Source organism: Halobacterium noricense, assembly GCF_021233435.1.
GTDB classification, from domain to species: Archaea; Halobacteriota; Halobacteria; order Halobacteriales; family Halobacteriaceae; genus Halobacterium; species Halobacterium noricense.
The window spans coordinates 1,758,952-1,773,610 of the sequence record NZ_CP089468.1; the positions used below are offsets into that span (position 1 = coordinate 1,758,952).

At 67.9% G+C, this 14,659-nt stretch carries 14 protein-coding genes; 9 read left to right on the forward strand and 5 right to left on the reverse strand.

Translation table 11 applies throughout. From position 1 onward, the window contains the following. Positions 1-185: 185 nt before the first annotated feature. From LT974_RS09195 to LT974_RS09205, 3 genes are all read left to right on the forward strand, one after another. A complete protein-coding gene (locus LT974_RS09195) occupies positions 186-2,963 on the forward strand; it encodes an ATP-dependent helicase (protein WP_232587379.1) in 2,778 nt (925 codons plus the stop codon). A 45-nt stretch (positions 2,964-3,008) separates the two neighbouring features. Beyond that, positions 3,009-4,115 (forward strand): sensor histidine kinase, encoded by a 1,107-nt coding sequence (locus tag LT974_RS09200; RefSeq protein WP_232587380.1) that lies wholly within the window; start codon positions 3,009-3,011, stop codon positions 4,113-4,115. Positions 4,116-4,347: 232 nt separating this feature from the next. Continuing rightward, the gene (locus tag LT974_RS09205) at positions 4,348-4,929 is read left to right on the forward strand and encodes a type IV pilin (RefSeq protein WP_232587381.1); all 582 of its coding nucleotides are present in this window, start codon (positions 4,348-4,350) and stop codon (positions 4,927-4,929) included. Here the strand turns inward: LT974_RS09205 and LT974_RS09210 are convergent, their stop codons facing one another. Continuing rightward, positions 4,930-7,644, reverse strand: a complete 2,715-nt coding sequence (locus tag LT974_RS09210) for a DEAD/DEAH box helicase (RefSeq protein WP_232587382.1) — start codon at positions 7,642-7,644, stop codon at positions 4,930-4,932. 89 nt (positions 7,645-7,733) lie between these two features. Here LT974_RS09210 and LT974_RS09215 point away from each other — a divergent pair, with 89 nt between their 5' ends. Further along, complete coding sequence (locus tag LT974_RS09215; protein WP_232587383.1) at positions 7,734-8,021, forward strand: hypothetical protein; 288 nt, start codon at positions 7,734-7,736, stop codon at positions 8,019-8,021. Between the two features lie 36 nt (positions 8,022-8,057). Here LT974_RS09215 and LT974_RS09220 read toward each other — a convergent pair whose 3' ends face one another. Then, positions 8,058-9,356, reverse strand: coding sequence for a dicarboxylate/amino acid:cation symporter (locus tag LT974_RS09220; RefSeq protein WP_232587384.1), 1,299 nt, complete (start codon positions 9,354-9,356; stop codon positions 8,058-8,060). 302 nt (positions 9,357-9,658) lie between these two features. Between LT974_RS09220 and LT974_RS09225 the strand changes: the two genes are divergently transcribed. Both LT974_RS09225 and LT974_RS09230 read left to right on the forward strand, forming a co-directional pair. Then, positions 9,659-10,819, forward strand: a complete 1,161-nt coding sequence (locus LT974_RS09225) for a cystathionine gamma-synthase (protein ID WP_232587385.1) — start codon at positions 9,659-9,661, stop codon at positions 10,817-10,819. 62 nt (positions 10,820-10,881) lie between these two features. Continuing rightward, the gene (locus tag LT974_RS09230) at positions 10,882-11,466 is read left to right on the forward strand and encodes a hypothetical protein (protein ID WP_232587386.1); all 585 of its coding nucleotides are present in this window, start codon (positions 10,882-10,884) and stop codon (positions 11,464-11,466) included. A 209-nt stretch (positions 11,467-11,675) separates the two neighbouring features. Here LT974_RS09230 and LT974_RS09235 read toward each other — a convergent pair whose 3' ends face one another. The 3 genes from LT974_RS09235 to LT974_RS09245 form a co-directional block, all read right to left on the reverse strand. After that, entirely contained in the window at positions 11,676-11,942 is a 267-nt protein-coding gene (locus LT974_RS09235; RefSeq protein ID WP_232587387.1) for an elongation factor 1-beta, read from the reverse strand. Positions 11,943-11,944: 2 nt separating this feature from the next. Then, positions 11,945-12,124 (reverse strand): HVO_2753 family zinc finger protein, encoded by a 180-nt coding sequence (locus tag LT974_RS09240; RefSeq protein WP_230888791.1) that lies wholly within the window; start codon positions 12,122-12,124, stop codon positions 11,945-11,947. Between the two features lie 61 nt (positions 12,125-12,185). Further along, complete coding sequence (locus tag LT974_RS09245; RefSeq protein ID WP_232587388.1) at positions 12,186-12,755, reverse strand: DUF2391 family protein; 570 nt, start codon at positions 12,753-12,755, stop codon at positions 12,186-12,188. A 72-nt stretch (positions 12,756-12,827) separates the two neighbouring features. On the opposite strand from LT974_RS09245, the gene LT974_RS09250 reads away from it, so the two are divergent. From LT974_RS09250 to LT974_RS09260, 3 genes are all read left to right on the forward strand, one after another. Next, on the forward strand, positions 12,828-13,052 hold the full coding sequence (locus LT974_RS09250) for a hypothetical protein (protein ID WP_232587389.1): 225 nt from the start codon (positions 12,828-12,830) through the stop codon (positions 13,050-13,052). A gap of 64 nt (positions 13,053-13,116) precedes the next feature. After that, entirely contained in the window at positions 13,117-13,950 is an 834-nt protein-coding gene (locus tag LT974_RS09255) for an NOP5/NOP56 family protein (RefSeq protein WP_232587390.1), read from the forward strand. After that, complete coding sequence (locus tag LT974_RS09260) at positions 13,947-14,636, forward strand: fibrillarin-like rRNA/tRNA 2'-O-methyltransferase (protein WP_232587391.1); 690 nt, start codon at positions 13,947-13,949, stop codon at positions 14,634-14,636. The genes LT974_RS09255 and LT974_RS09260 overlap by 4 nt, the downstream gene beginning before the upstream one ends. The last annotated feature ends 23 nt before the right edge of the window (positions 14,637-14,659 follow it).

Here is a 14,659-nt window from a genome sequence, read left to right on the forward strand (position 1 = left end):
AACCGTTCGGGGTGCGTGTTCGTGGCTTCGTTATTTCGCCGTACCTGCGAACGTTGGTAACCACCCTTTCGAGGTGTCGAAGACCACGGTCAGTCCAGAAACAGCGAGGCGGACCAGGCACGAACAGCGCGATTTGCCTAGCGGCGTCAGACACTTGCCGTACGGGAGCCAAGCACACGCGAACGATGGGTCCCGAGTCGGAGGCGACGACGCGGTCGGAAGACGAAGACCACCAATCCTCGGACCGCGAGATTCTGGACGCACTCGGCCCAGCGGTCAGCGAGTGGTGGGTCGACCGATTCGGGAGTCCCGAGCAGGACGGCGGCTGTTTGACGCCGCCCCAGCGCGAGGCGATTCCGCTGATTCACGCGGGCGAGAACGCGCTCGTCGCGGCCCCGACGGGCTCCGGAAAGACACTCGCGTCGTTTACGGCCATCCTGAACGAACTGTTCGAGCGCGAGCAAGCCGAGGGCCTGGATAACGCGGTCTACTGCCTGTACGTGTCGCCGCTGAAGTCGCTCGCGAACGACATCGAGCGCAACCTCGCGGAGCCGCTGGACGGCATCAGCGAGCGGCTCGCCGAGCGCGGCGTCGAAACGGACGTGCGGCAGGCGATTCGGCACGGCGACACGTCCGACTACGAGCGCCAGCAGATGCTCGAAGAGACGCCACACATCCTCAACACGACGCCGGAGACGCTCGCGATTCTGCTGAACTCGCCGAAGTTCCGGGAGAAGCTGCGGAGTGTCGAGTACGTCGTCGTCGACGAGATTCACAGCCTCGCGGACTCCAAGCGCGGCACGCACCTGTCGGTGAGCCTCGAACGGCTCCAGCGGCTCGCCGGGGAGTTCACGCGCATCGGCTGCTCGGCGACCGTCGAGCCGCTTCCGGACATCGCGCGCTACCTCGTCGGATTTGAACGCGAGGAGCCACGCCTCTCTGACGAGCCGAGCGGGCAGCGCCCGCGAGACAGCGACGGCGACGCCCGCGAGTGCGAAATCGTGGACGCGCGGTTCGCCCGCGACTACGACCTCCAGTTGTCGTGTCCGACGCCGGACCTCGTGAACGCCTCGAAGGGAGCCATCAACGACGCGTTCTACGCGGAACTCGGCGATCTCGTCGAAGCCAACGACAGCACGCTCGTGTTCACGAACACGCGGTCGGGCGCCGAGCGCGTCCTCGAAAACCTCCGGGAGCGAGGCGTCGTGAGCGAGGACGAGTCCGCGTGCCACCACGGCAGCCTCTCGAAGGACCGACGCACCGAAGTCGAGCGGCAGTTGAAGGAAGGGTCGCTGTCGGTGACGACGACGTCGACGAGCCTCGAACTCGGCATCGACATGCCACACATCGACCTCGTGGTGCAGGTCGGGTCGCCGAAGTCCGTCGCCAGCCTGCTCCAGCGCGTCGGGCGCGCCGGCCACCGCCCCGGTAGAACAGTCACGGGCCGCGTCATCGCGCTGGACCGGGACGAACTCGTGGAGTGTGCGGTGATGCTCCGGCAGGCCGAGCGCGGGTTCGTCGACCGCGTCCACATCCCCGAGCGCGCCCACGACGTCGCCGCCCAGCACGTCTACGGCATGGCCATCGAGGGCCCGCTCCCGGAGGCCGACGTGCGCGCGACGCTACGGTCGGCGTACCCCTACCGCGAGTACAGCGACGCCGACTTCGAGCGGCTGTTCCGCTACCTCACCGCGGACTACGACGGGCTCGAAGACCGGAACGTGTACGCGAAAATCTGGCGCGACGAGAACGACCCGCCGGGCGGCGACGACGGCGACCCCGACGACCCCACGTCGGGCACGCACCACTACCCCGACTTCGCGGTGGGCGAACGACTCATCGGGAAGCGCGGACGGCTGGCGCGCCCGATTCTCCTCCAGAACCTCGGGACGATTCCGGATTCGTTCACGGTGAACGTCTACGTGCGCGGCGACGACGAGTGGGTCGGCCAACTCGACGAGAGCTACCTCGACACGCTCGAAGCCGGCGACGTGTTCGTGCTCGGCGGCGACCGGTTCGCGTACCGCTACCGCCGCGGGTCGAAGGTGTACGTCGACCGAACGAGCGAGCGCGCGACCGTGCCGTCGTGGTTCTCCGAGCGCCTCCCGCTGTCGTACGACCTCGGCCGGGAAATCGCGCGCTTCCAGTCGGATTTGCTGGCGAAATACGACGAAGGGGGTGCGCCGGCCGTCCGGCGCTGGCTCCGGGAGTTCCCGGTGGACGCGAACGCCGTCAGGGCGCTCGCCCGGATGTACGACGACCAGATTCAGTACGCGGGCACGAGGAGCGTCAGCACGACCGTGCGCATCGCCGTCGAGGAGGTGAAAGACCGCGACGAGTACCGGCGACGCTACCACGTCCGGACGCCGTACGGCCGCCGGTTCAACGACGGGCTCTCGCGGCTGCTGGCGTACCGCTGTGCGAACGAGGCGAACGCGAACGTCGCCGTCTCCGTGGCGGACAACGGCTTCACGCTCGCGATGCCGCTGAACCGGAAGGTCGACGTCGCGGAACTGCTCCGCCAGACGGACCCCGACGACGCGCGTGAGACCCTCCGGAACGCGCTGGACGGCACTGACCTCTTACAGCGGTACTTCCGCATCGACGCGACGCGCGCGCTGCTCGTGTTGAAGCGCTACAAGGGCCGCGAGAAATCTGCGAGCAAACAACAGGTCGCCAGCGAGATGCTGCTCGGGTTTGCCGAAGACTTGGCCGACTTCGCGGTGCTGGACGAGACGTACCGCGAACTCGTCGAGGACAAACTCGACCTCGTGGGCGTCCGCGAAGTGCTGTCGGCGGTTCAGTCGGGTGACGTCGAAGTCACCGAGACGACCCTGAAGTCACCGTCGCCGCTGTCGTTCGGGCTGGCGACGCTCTCCGCGAGCGACGTCGTGCTCGCCGACGACGAGGACGCGGTGCTCCGGGCGTTCCACGAGCGCGTCCGCGAACAGGTCGACGACTGACGGGGCCGCCGACGCGTTAACGGTCCGTGCCCCGATAGGTGAGCTATGGTAGGACGGACTTGCGAGCGGCTGACAGACGCAGCTGCGCACTGGTGGTTCTACGTGTACGCTGTCGTCGGATTCGTCGCCGCCGTGGGCTACGGCTACTTCGTCGGGTGGAGCGTCGGCGTCGGGCTCGAAGTGTTCATTCTCCTCTCGCTCGCGGCCACGCTCGTGTACTCCGGCGTCGACGCGCGTGGCTCGGAGATTAGCCAGTCGGGGCTCCGGCACGTGGCCGACCTGACCGCGCTCACGGGCGTGAGCTTCGCGCTGCTGGCGGTCGCCATCTCGCTCATCTGGCAACTGGAGGGTCACCCGGTCGTCGACACCGAGTTCATGGTGGTGTTCGCGATGTGGCTGGGGCTCGCGGTCGGCGCGCAGGCGAGCCTCTACGCGGTCGCGTCCGAGGAGAAGCGCACGCGGCTGGCGGACCTCGTGAAGCTGCTCACGATGAACCAGCGCGTCCTCCGGCACAACCTCCGCAACGAACTGTCGGTCGTGGACGGTCACCTCCAGAACCTCGAAGGGAAGGTCGGCAGCGACGACGAGGACGTCACAGTCGCACGCCACCACGTCGACGAGCTGCTGGAGACCAGCGAGCGCACGCGCCGGATTCTGGACATCTGGGAGAGCGACAACTGCCGCGAGCAGGACGCCGGCGCCGTCCTCGTGGATGCCGTCGAACGGCTCCGGGAACGCTACCCGGACGTCGACGTCGAAATTGCGGCCAGCGAGGACGCGGTGGTGTCGGCTCACCCCGCGCTCGGGGACGCGGTCTACGAGGTGCTCGCGAACGCCGTCGAGCACAACGACGGCGGCGTGCGTATTTCGGCGTCCGTGACGAATCCGCCGGGCGACGACGTCGTCGTCGAGGTCGCGGACACGGGTGCCGGAATCCCGAAGCACGAGCGATACATCCTCGACCAGCCCGAGGAGACGACGCTCTCGCACGCCAGCGGGCTCGGCCTCTGGCTGGTCTACTGGACGGTCCGCGAGTCGGACGGCACCGTCGAATTTCCCGACGACGCGGACGGGACGACGGTCCGGCTCAGACTGCCCGACGCGACAGCACCGCCCGGGCTCTGGGGGCGGCTCGTGGGTCGTTCCGGGTGACCGCGTCAATCGACGTACGGCTGTAGCACGGCATCGAAACCCGTGACGTCGATGGCGACCGCGAGAATGCTGCCGACGCCGGTCGCTGCGATACAGAGCCGCGAAACCCGCATCAAACCACTCGTTCCGCGCCGAGAACAGCGAGCCGCGTCGTCGCGCCGAGCGCCAGCGGGCCGCAACGCGTGACGGAACGGCCGTCGTCGTTTTCTGTGTGCCGCGAATCCATCCGGTGATGCGTGCTCGCCGAGCAGTCAGTCCCGTCGTCGGGGTCGCGCTCATGGTAGCCATCACCGTCGTGCTGGCGGCAACGGTGCTAATCGCCGTGCCGACCGTCGGCGACGTAGAGATGCCGTCGTTCGCGGACGGCGACGACGAACCGAACACGGGCGTACAGACGCAGGTCATCCGCGCAGCCGACGGTGACGCCGGCGCGACGGACGACCATTACGTTCGCGTCCACATCGAGGCGGATTCGAACGCCGTCGGCAACTCCCTGAACTCCCTGACCGTGGCGTACCCGAGTTCTGCCGACGCCAGCAACGTCACCGGCTCGGACGTCGAGCGCGTCGGCATCGACAGCGACGGCGACGGCGTCCTCGACGCCGACGCGATGGTCGACATGGACGACATTTCGACGAGCGGCGGCGGCAGCACGCTGACAGTCGACTTCGGCGGGGACCACGACATCGAGGCCGGCGATTGGATAGTTTTCGACGTCGCGGATATTGAAAACCCCGACGCCGCGGGTGAGTACGACGTCTCGGTGGGTGTCAGCGGCGACATCACCGAGGACGGTGTGCTGGACGTCGAGTAGTCAGGAGAGCGACGCCCACTCGACCATCCGGTCGTACAGCGGCTCCGAACGGAGCGCCGTCTCGTCGCCGACGAGCACGAGGCTCTTCTTCGCGCGGGTGAGCGCGACGTTCACGCGCCGGTGGTCCTCGAAGATGGGACCGTCGAGGCTCCCAGTCGCGACGAACGACACGACGATGACCTCCTTCGAGGAGCCCTGAAAGCGGTCGACCGTGTCCACGGCGACGCCGTCGGGGACGCACCGCCCGATTGCCGCGACCTGCGCGCGGAACGGCGCGATGACGCCGACGTCCTCGGGGTCGACGCCAGCGTCGACGTACTCCCGGGTGATGTCGCCGACGCGCTCGGCCTCTCTGGCGTCGACGTGCGCGTCGCTCGTGCCGGGCACGTCGTGGAACGAGACTCCATCCCGGACCGCGCCGCCCGTCTCCACGCCGAGGTCCGACAGCGTCTGCGCGGCCACTTCGGCCGTCGCGGGCCGGAGTTGGCCGCCGTAGAACTCTTCCGAGGAGAACGCCTGGATGCGCTGGCTCATCCGGTACTGCTGGTCGAGCATCACCGACGCCTCCGGGTGGGTGTCGTGGAGGCGCTCGAACAGCGACGTCGACAGCCGGCCGCCCGAGCGCACGACGGGCGGGAGCTGTTCGTGGTCGCCGACGAGCACGAATCGATCACCGCGGTTGATTGCCGCGAGCGTGTCCGGCTCGGTGAGCTGGCTGGCCTCGTCGACGACCACCACGTCGAACTCCTGCTCGCGCATCACGCGAGAGCCACACGTCGCGGTCGTCGCGGCGACGACCTCGGCGGTCTGGAGCGCTCGCGCGCACTCCGCGGGGTCCCCGGACTGGTTCAGCCGGAGGTCCTGCATGTCCTCGCGGACGCCCGTAGAGGTCCCAACTCGGACAATATCTTCGTGGCCCTGTTCCCGCAAGGCCTCAAGAGCGTTGTCGACGGCGCGGTTCGTGAACGCCGACAGCAGCACGCGGTCGCCGCGGTCGACGAACTCCCGAATCAGGGTCGCGATGGTGTACGTCTTCCCGGTGCCGGGCGGGCCGTGGACGAGCGCGAAGTCCTCGGCGTTCAGCGCCGTGCTGACGGCGTCGTTCTGCGCGTCGTTGTTGTCGACGACGCTGTGCTCGTCGTCCGTGAATTCGGGGCTCGCACGGTCGAACAGCACGTCTTTGCGGCGCTGGTCGCCCTTCAAGAGCCCATCGTGGAGTGCGGTGAGCATCCGGTCGACGCTCAACTCGGAGGGGTAGACGTCGAGCCGTCGGAGGTCGACCGGCTCGTCGGCGGTGACGACGACACGGTCCGGTGCGAGCGTCTCCACGCGCGCCATCTCCGCGGTCCCCCGCACGGGGTCGCCGTCGGAGGCGAGCACGCGGTCGCCCTGTCGAATCTTGGACGCCGCGGCGGTCGGTCGCTTCGCGGTCAGCCGCCAGCGGCCGTCCGGCAGCTCCTCGTTGCCCGCGGATTCGAGGTCCACGACTGCGCGGTCGTCGGCCGCGCGCTCTTCGGCGGTCTGCTCCCAGAGCTTGCGGTACTCGTCGTGGACGGAGTCGCGCTCGCGCTCGATTGCGGCGTAGACGTCGTCGAAGTACGCGCGTTCGTCCTCGGGGAGCGGTTCGCCGAGTTGGCCGGCCTTCGACTCCTGGTCGAGGCGGCCCGACACCACCATGCAGGTGTCCTGCTCGAAGCAGTACTCGCACTTCGCGTCCGCCTCGAAGCCCGTCGGCGGACTCCCCTCGTACTCGATGGCCGCGAGGTGGTTGCGCTGGCGGACGACGAAGTCGAGGAAGCCCTTTCCGATGGAGAACTCCTTCGCGGGCGAGAGGTCGCCCGACTCCTCGCTGCGGTCGACGGCGGCGTTCTTCGTGTACAGCAGCGTGCCGGTGTCGGCGTTCACGCCGCGGTCGTCGAGCATCAGCGCGTAACACGCCGCCTGCACCTTGTCGTGGAAGCGGGGGTCGCGGTTCGTGTTCTTCCCCGTCTTCAGTTCGACGGGCATCCCGCGCCGGATGGCGTCACAGCGGCCCTTGATGCCGAACGTCTCCGAAATCAGGGTGTACTCCGAGCGCCAGTCGTCACCCGCGCGCCAGCCCTCTGCGGTCTCTTCGGTCGTGCCGCCGTCTCCGGAGAGGTGGCCCTGCTGGAGCCACCCCTCGATGGCGGCGGCGTTCGCGCGCACGTCGGCTTCGACTTCCTCGCGGTCGCGGCCAAGCAGGCCGAGTTCGAGGCCGGCGTCGGCCACGCGCTCCGCGACAGACTCGTCGAGGTCGCGCCCCCGGAGCAGGTCGCCGAACACCTCGTGGACGATGGTCCCCTTCGTCACCGGGTACTTCAGCGGGAGTCCGGAGAGCTTGTTCAGGTAGTAGAGGCGCGGACACTGCACGAACGACCGGATGTTCGTCACGTCCACGAGGAAGTCCGGCTCGACGACGACGTACGACTCCTTGCTCGTCGAGTACTGGACGTCGCCGTTCCACTCGTCTTCCTCGGCTTCGGTCACCAGCAGGTCCATCCCGGGTTCGAGGTACTGGACGGCCTCCGTCCACTTCCCCCACAGCGTCACGCGCACGGACGCTCCGGAGTCGTCGGCGGCCGCGTCGCTGTCCGCATCCGGCCGGACGTGGACGTCGAGCACGTCCCGGTCGCCGTACTGCGTGTTCACGGACCGCACCTCGTCGACATCAGTCACCTCGCCCCGTACGTTCACGGGAGAGGTGTGGGGAGCACCGCGAAAAACCCTGTCGCTGTCCGCCCTCCGCCAGTACGTACTTTCGTCGTGAGCGCCAAATTACGAGCATGAGCGACGATGAAAGCGACGAGACTGTGCAGGTGTGGCTGGTCGAGCGGACGTACTCCGACGACGAGCAGAACATCATCATCCTCACGTACGCGACGTCGGACGGCGAGCAGTACTTCCGCAAGGAGCGCGCGCTCACCAGTTTCTCGGACGTCCGGGACACTACTGCCGCCGTCGAAGCCGAACCCGGCAACCTCGGTGACGTCTCCGACCCGGATCTGAAAGCGCAGTACGCCGCCGAAGCCCAGCGGATGCAGGAGATCCACGACCCCGACGACGTCATCTGATTTCTGCGACGAACTCGTCGGCGGCGACGCGCCTACTTAGTCGTCGGCTGACGCGGGTTGCTCGTCGACCACGCTGGCCCAGACGCCGCCGTCGAGGTCGAGCGCGTCGTTCCACTTTCCGACGACGGTCGAAACCGCGAGGTCGCCGGTGACGTTGTTCATCGTGGCGATGCGCCCGAGAATCGGGTCGACGCCGGCGACGAACCCGACGACCTCCAGCGGGAGGCCGACCTGATTCAGGACGACGGTCAGCATCACGAGGCCGGCTCCCGGCACGCCCGCAGTACCGATGCTGATGAGGACCGCGACCAGGAGCACGAGCACCTGCTCGGTCGGCGCGAGTGGCTGTCCGACGACGTTCGCCGCGAAGACGACGGTGATGGCCTGCCGGATTGCCGCGCCGTCCATGTTCGCGGTGGCACCGACCGGGAGCGCGAACGAGTACACGCGCTCGGAGATGCGGAGGTCTTCCTCGGCGTTGCGAATCGTCACGGGGAGCGTGCCGCTGGACGACCGGGTGGCGAACGCGGTGACCATCGCGTCCTTCGCGCCCGAGAGGAACGAGAGCGGGGAGACGCCGACGACCAGCCGCATCAGCACGAACAGGTACGTGAACGCGATGTGGACGACCACGGCAATCGCCACCGCGAGCACGAGTTCGCCCAGCGAGGAGAACACGCCGACGCCCTCCGTCCCGATGCCCGCGGCCATCAACGCGAACACGCCGACGACGCCGAATTCGAGGACGCCGCGGACGACGACGAACATCGCCTCCGCCCCGACCTCGAACGCCTCGAAGACGGAGTCGACGCTGTCCGCGAGGTCGTCGTTCTGGGCGCGGACGTAGGTCAGCGCGATGCCGAAGACGATGACGAAGAAGACGGTCGCGAGGAGGTTGCCCTCGGCCATCGCCGCGACGGGATTGTTCGGGACGATGCCGAGAACCACTTCCGTCAGCGACGGCGGTGCCTGCGACTGGGCTTCCCCGCCCGTGAACTCGACGCCGCGGCCCGGCTGGAGGACGTTCGCAACGGCTAGTCCGATGAGCCCAGCGATGGTCGTGGTGACGGCGTACAGTCCGACGGTCACGCCGCCAATCTTCCCGAGACGTGCGGGCGAAAGCTGGCGAACCCCTGTCAGGAGTGTGAACACGATGATGGGGATGACGAGCATGTTGAGCAGCCGCAGGAAGAGGTCGCCGAGCGGCTGTACGACGGTCATCCGCTCGCCGAACGCGATGCCCGCGGCCGACCCGAGGACGAACGCGGCGAAGATGCGCGCGATGAGCGGCACCGAGCGGTACCGCCGCCACGCGGTGCTAACTGGTCCAGTCATGCCAACAGCCAGAGCCCAGACTGGCAAAAAAGCCGACTTCGCACTCATTTCTGCGGGAATCCGGGACTGCGCCCGCGACGACGGGTCTCGCGCTCGCACGTCGAAGTAGCGTTCGAGAGCGCCGGAACGGTCGGATTCCGCTGTACGGGGTGCTGTCAATCGGAATATCCGGCGTTGCTTCGCCGACTCACCGCTCACAGATAACGGCAATAAACGCTTGTTTCAGCGCTCCCGGACGCGCCGCAGAGCGCCCGGACCCCGCAACGAACAGACCTAACTCGGGGGCGGCCGACGCTCCGAGTATGAGCGACGACGACGAGCACTTCGAGACGCGAGCCATCCACGCCGGGCAGGAACCCGACGAGGAGACGGGCGCGCTGATGACGCCGATTTACGCGAACTCCACGTACAAACAGGACGCGCCCGGCGAGCACCGCGGCTACGAGTACTCCCGCACCGGGAACCCGACGCGAACCGACCTCGAAGCGAACCTCGCGAGCCTGGAGGGCGGCGACTACGGCCGGTGTTTCGCCTCGGGGATGGCCGCCATTAACACCGTGCTGAACCTCCTCGAAGCCGGCGACCACGTCGTCGCGGGCAACGACGTCTACGGCGGCACGCACCGCATCTTCACGCAGGTCTACGAGGAGTACGACCTCGAATTCGACTTCGTGGACACCACCGACCACGACGAGGTTCGGGACGCGATGCGCGAGTCGACGGAGCTCGTCTGGGTGGAGACGCCGACGAACCCGCTGATGAACGTCAACGACATCGGCGCACTCGCCGACGTGGCCCACGACTACGACGCGCTGTGCGCCGTCGACAACACGTTCGCGACGCCGTACCTCCAGCGGCCGCTCGATTTCGGCGCGGACGTCGTCTGCCACAGCCTCACGAAGTACCTCGGCGGGCACTCCGATTTGGTTGCGGGCGCACTGATTACGGACGACGAGGCCCTCGACGAGCGCCTCGCGTTCTACCAGAACTCCGTCGGCGCGACGCCGAGCGCGTTCGACTGCTTCCTCGTGCTGCGCGGGACGAAGAGCCTCGGCGTGCGCATGGACCGCCACTGCGAGAACGCGCAGGAACTCGCGGAGTGGCTGGACGCCCACGACCACGTCGAACACGTCTTCTACCCCGGACTCGAGAGCCACCCGGACCACGACCTCGCGGCCGAGCAGATGGACGGCTTCGGCGGAATGCTCTCGTTCGAACTGGACGCCAGCCTCGACGAGGCCAGCGACTTCGTCGGCGAGACCGAGGTGTTCACGCTCGCGGAGTCGCTGGGCGGCGTCGAGTCGCTCATCGAGCAGCCCGCCGCGATGACCCACGCCGCCATCCCGAAAGAAGAGCGAGAGGCCGCGGGGCTGACGGACCCGCTCATCCGCGCGAGCATCGGCATCGAGCACGTCGACGACCTGAAGTCGGACCTCCAGCAGGCGATGGACGCCGTCTTCTAAGCGCTCAAAGGGCTCTTTGACTCCGGAGAAAGCGTTTATCCGCGCCGCTCGTGGCTCCGGGTATGCACCGCCGCACCTATCTCGGGACGCTGGCGGCCGCGGCGCTCGCCGGCTGTGTCGGCTCGCCGACCAGTGACGACCCCGCTACTGGAACGACGAGCGGGTTCCCGTACACGCTCACGAACGTCCAGACGGACGACCCGCCAGTCGAGAACGTCACTATCGACGTGACCGTCACCACTGACTTCACGACCGACCACCCCGCGCGCCTCGAGGTCGCATTCACGAATGACGGCGACGAGACTCGAACGTTCGCGTTCGGGTCGCTCGTCCCGTGGGACGCGATTCGCGGCACGCACGAGGATAACAAGGCGTCGCTGCTGCTCTCGCCGAACGCCGGCGTCACACCGGACGAGCCCAGCGCCGACTGCTGGCAGGCGACCGACGGCGTCGCGCTCCCCGCCGTGATGTACGAGGAGATGCTCGACCCGGGCGAGACTGTCAGCCGCGAGTTCCGCGTGCTCGCCGCGCACGACAGTCAGAACTGCCATCCGACGGGAACGTACCGCTTCGAAGACAGCAACTACCTCGGGGAAGGCTGGGGATTCAGCGTGGACGTCGCGTCCGGGACAGAGAACGAGGGCTAAAACCGACTCGACAGCCGGTAGCCGCCAGAATTCGGACGCCGAGCGGCTCGAACGAGCCCGAGGCGTCCGATTCACTGCGCGAAGGAGCGTAGCGAGCGAGCGCAGGCCGACGACTGAGCGGAACGAAGTGAAGCGAAGGAGGAGTGCTTTTTCCGCAAGTTTTTGCCGAGTGGAGCGCGCGAAGCGCGCTCCACGCAGCGCAAAAAGTGCTATATCCGACCGACTTCTTCGACGGCGACGCTCTCGACGTCGTCGACGTTGGAGAAGGCTTCTTCGACGGCTTCCGTGCCGCCGGCGTCGTCGGGGACGATGACCGTCGTCAGGAGCGCGGTGAGGCCGAACGCGACTTCCTCGGTTTCGACGCCGTTGATTTTCGCGCCTTCGGGGAGGGATTCCGAGAGGCGGTCCTGCAGGTCGTCGAGGTCGATGTCGGGACTCTGCGGCATGACCTTGAGGACGGCGGCGACTTTCCCCATCGTTACGGCCCCCGGAACCCGCAGTCGGGGCACTCGTAGAGGTTGCTCTGCTTGCGGCACTTCGCGCAGCGGTAAATCTGCTGGCCGCAGTCCGGGCATTTGAACGCGGCGGCGGTGGTGCCGGAGATGTTGATGCCACAGGAGACGCATTTGCGCGCCCGTTTGGCTTCGGTTTCGCTCATAAGTTGTTTTGCGCCCGGACGCGTTTTAACCGTTGTCTTTCGGCATCGCCGGCCGGAACAGCTAGCTCCCGGGGAGGATGTCGCCGAGCGCAGCGCCGATAGCCATCGGGAGGAGCGCGACGACGACGGTGGACGCGGCGAGCGTCGGGTCCGTCCACGAGACGCGACCCCACGCGGTCAACAGCAGTATCGCGGTGACGGTGGACGCGCCGAGCACGCCGACGAGGCGGCGCGGAATCACGCCGAGAATCGGGTCCGCGACGCGGACGTCCTGGAACTGCGCGACGTACAGCAGGCCGTAGACGATGACGACGGTGGCGGCGGCGCTACCGACGAGCAGCGGGAGGTGGCCGGCGAGGAACTCGCCGGCTTCGTTGGTGCCGCCTTCGACGGCCATCGGGATGCCGAACAGGAGGCTTCCGAGGAAGGCCTCCGCGAGGTCGTTGGCGTCGAAGCCGTAGACGACGCGGCCGAACGAACCCTCGGGCTGCATGTCGGTCGCGAGCTCCTTCACCTCCCGGAGCTGTGCGCGGGCTTCGTCGTCCTCGACGTGGTCGTCGAGGTCTTCGAGTTCGTCGAAGAGGTCCGAGAAGTCCCGCTGGCTCTCGGGCGGTCGCGGTGGCGCGCTCATGGACGAGGTGAGAGCCGCCTACCACTTAAAATGGCCAGCAGTATCTTGGGGGGCGAGCGAGAGGTCTCGTGTATGTCCGAACGGGAACCACCCGAGTACCCGCACCCGAACGAACTCAAGAAGGGACTGTACGTCGTCATCGACCAGGGGCACGACAAGGAGCCAATCGAGGGCGAAATCGGCGTGGTGCTCGGCGAAGCCGACCCGGAGGGTGCCCGCGTGAAACTGAAATCCGGTGCCGAGGGCGTGGTCCGCCGCATCAAGCCCAGCGAGGGCGGCGGTCCGCAACCGACGTGAGTAGGCGGCCGCGATTCCGAGCCACACGAGTGGGTTTAACCCCGCGCGGCCGGTACGCCTGCACATGACTGAACAGGGGTGGTTCGTCGGCGTGGAGTCCCGCGACGCCGCCGCGATGGGCGAGGCCGTCCGCGAGGGCGAAGCCGACGCGCCCGCGGACTGGCCCGAGCAGGCCGTCGACGCGGGGTTTGCCGACGACACCGACGAGTACTACGAGCTGCTGCACGGCGCGACGCTCGCGGGGACGCGAGCTGCCGTCCGCGAGCGCGAGCGCGCCGACGACCAACAACTGATTCACGCGGTGCGCGCGGCCGCGGACCTCGCGGACGCCGCGAACGAACTCGCCGAACGCGGCACCGAGTGGGCGGGCAGCGTCTTCGGGGACGTGGACAGCGGCATCGAGGGCGCGCGCGACGTGGCCGAGCGCGACTCCGGGAACGCCACCGAGGAGCGCGCAGTCGCGCTCTGCGAGCGCGTCGCCGACCTCGCCGACGAGCGCGACGACGTCCGCGAGTACGTCGAGCGGCAGGCCCCGACGGTCGCGCCGAACCTCTCGAACCTCGCAGGACCGATGCTCGCCGCGCGGCTCATCGCGCTGGCGGGCGGGCTCGACGACCTCGCGAAACAACCCAGCGGCACCGTGCAAGTGCTGGGCGCGGAGGACGCGCTGTTCGCACACCTCCGTGGGCACGCGCCGTCGCCGAAGCACGGCGCAATCTACACGCACGACTACGTGCGCAACACCCACCCCGAGAACCGGGGGTCGGGAGCGCGCGCGCTCGCCGGGAAGCTCTCCATCGCTGCGCGCATCGACCACTACTCGGGGGACCTGCGGCCCGAGTTGCGGGAGGAACTAGACGAACGCATCGAGCGCATCCGCGCTCGTGATACGGAATGAGTCTCCCCGACGGCGTCCAGCGTCGCACGTTCGACATTCGGAAGACGACCGCGTCGTCTTCCGCAACCCACCAGAAAGCAACGCGTTCTGGGGACAGTGAAGACGTACTCGCGACGCGGGGCGAACCAGTGTACGGCGAACCCGTTGTCGAGGGCTGGCGGCGCTGGGACGCGTACCGCTCGAAACTCGGTGCGACGTTCGAGCACGGTCTCGACACGGGCCTGTCGGGCGGCGACAGCGTGCTCTACCTGGGCGCGGCGAACGGCACGACGGTCAGTCACGTCGCGGACTTCGCGGGGCCGACGTACGCCGTCGAGTTCGCGCCCCGGCCCGTCCGCGACCTGCTCGACGTCGCCGAGGACCGCGGGAATCTCTTCCCGCTGCTGAAGGACGCGCGCAAGCCCGAGACGTACGCCCACGTCGTCGAAGCGGAGTTGGACGCCATCGTGCAGGACGTGGCGACGCGCGGGCAGGCCGACGTCGCGCTGTCGAACCGCCAGTTCCTCGCCGAGGACGGCCGGTTCGTCGGTGCCATCAAGGCGCGCAGCGAGGACGTCACGCGCGAGCCCGAGGCCGTGTTCGAGGACGTGCTCGACCGGCTTCGCGACGGCTACGAAGTGCTCGAGACCGAACGACTGGAGCCATACCACGACGACCACCTCGCAGTCGTCGCGACGCCGAAATAGCCACAATAGGCTCGATAGGCGGA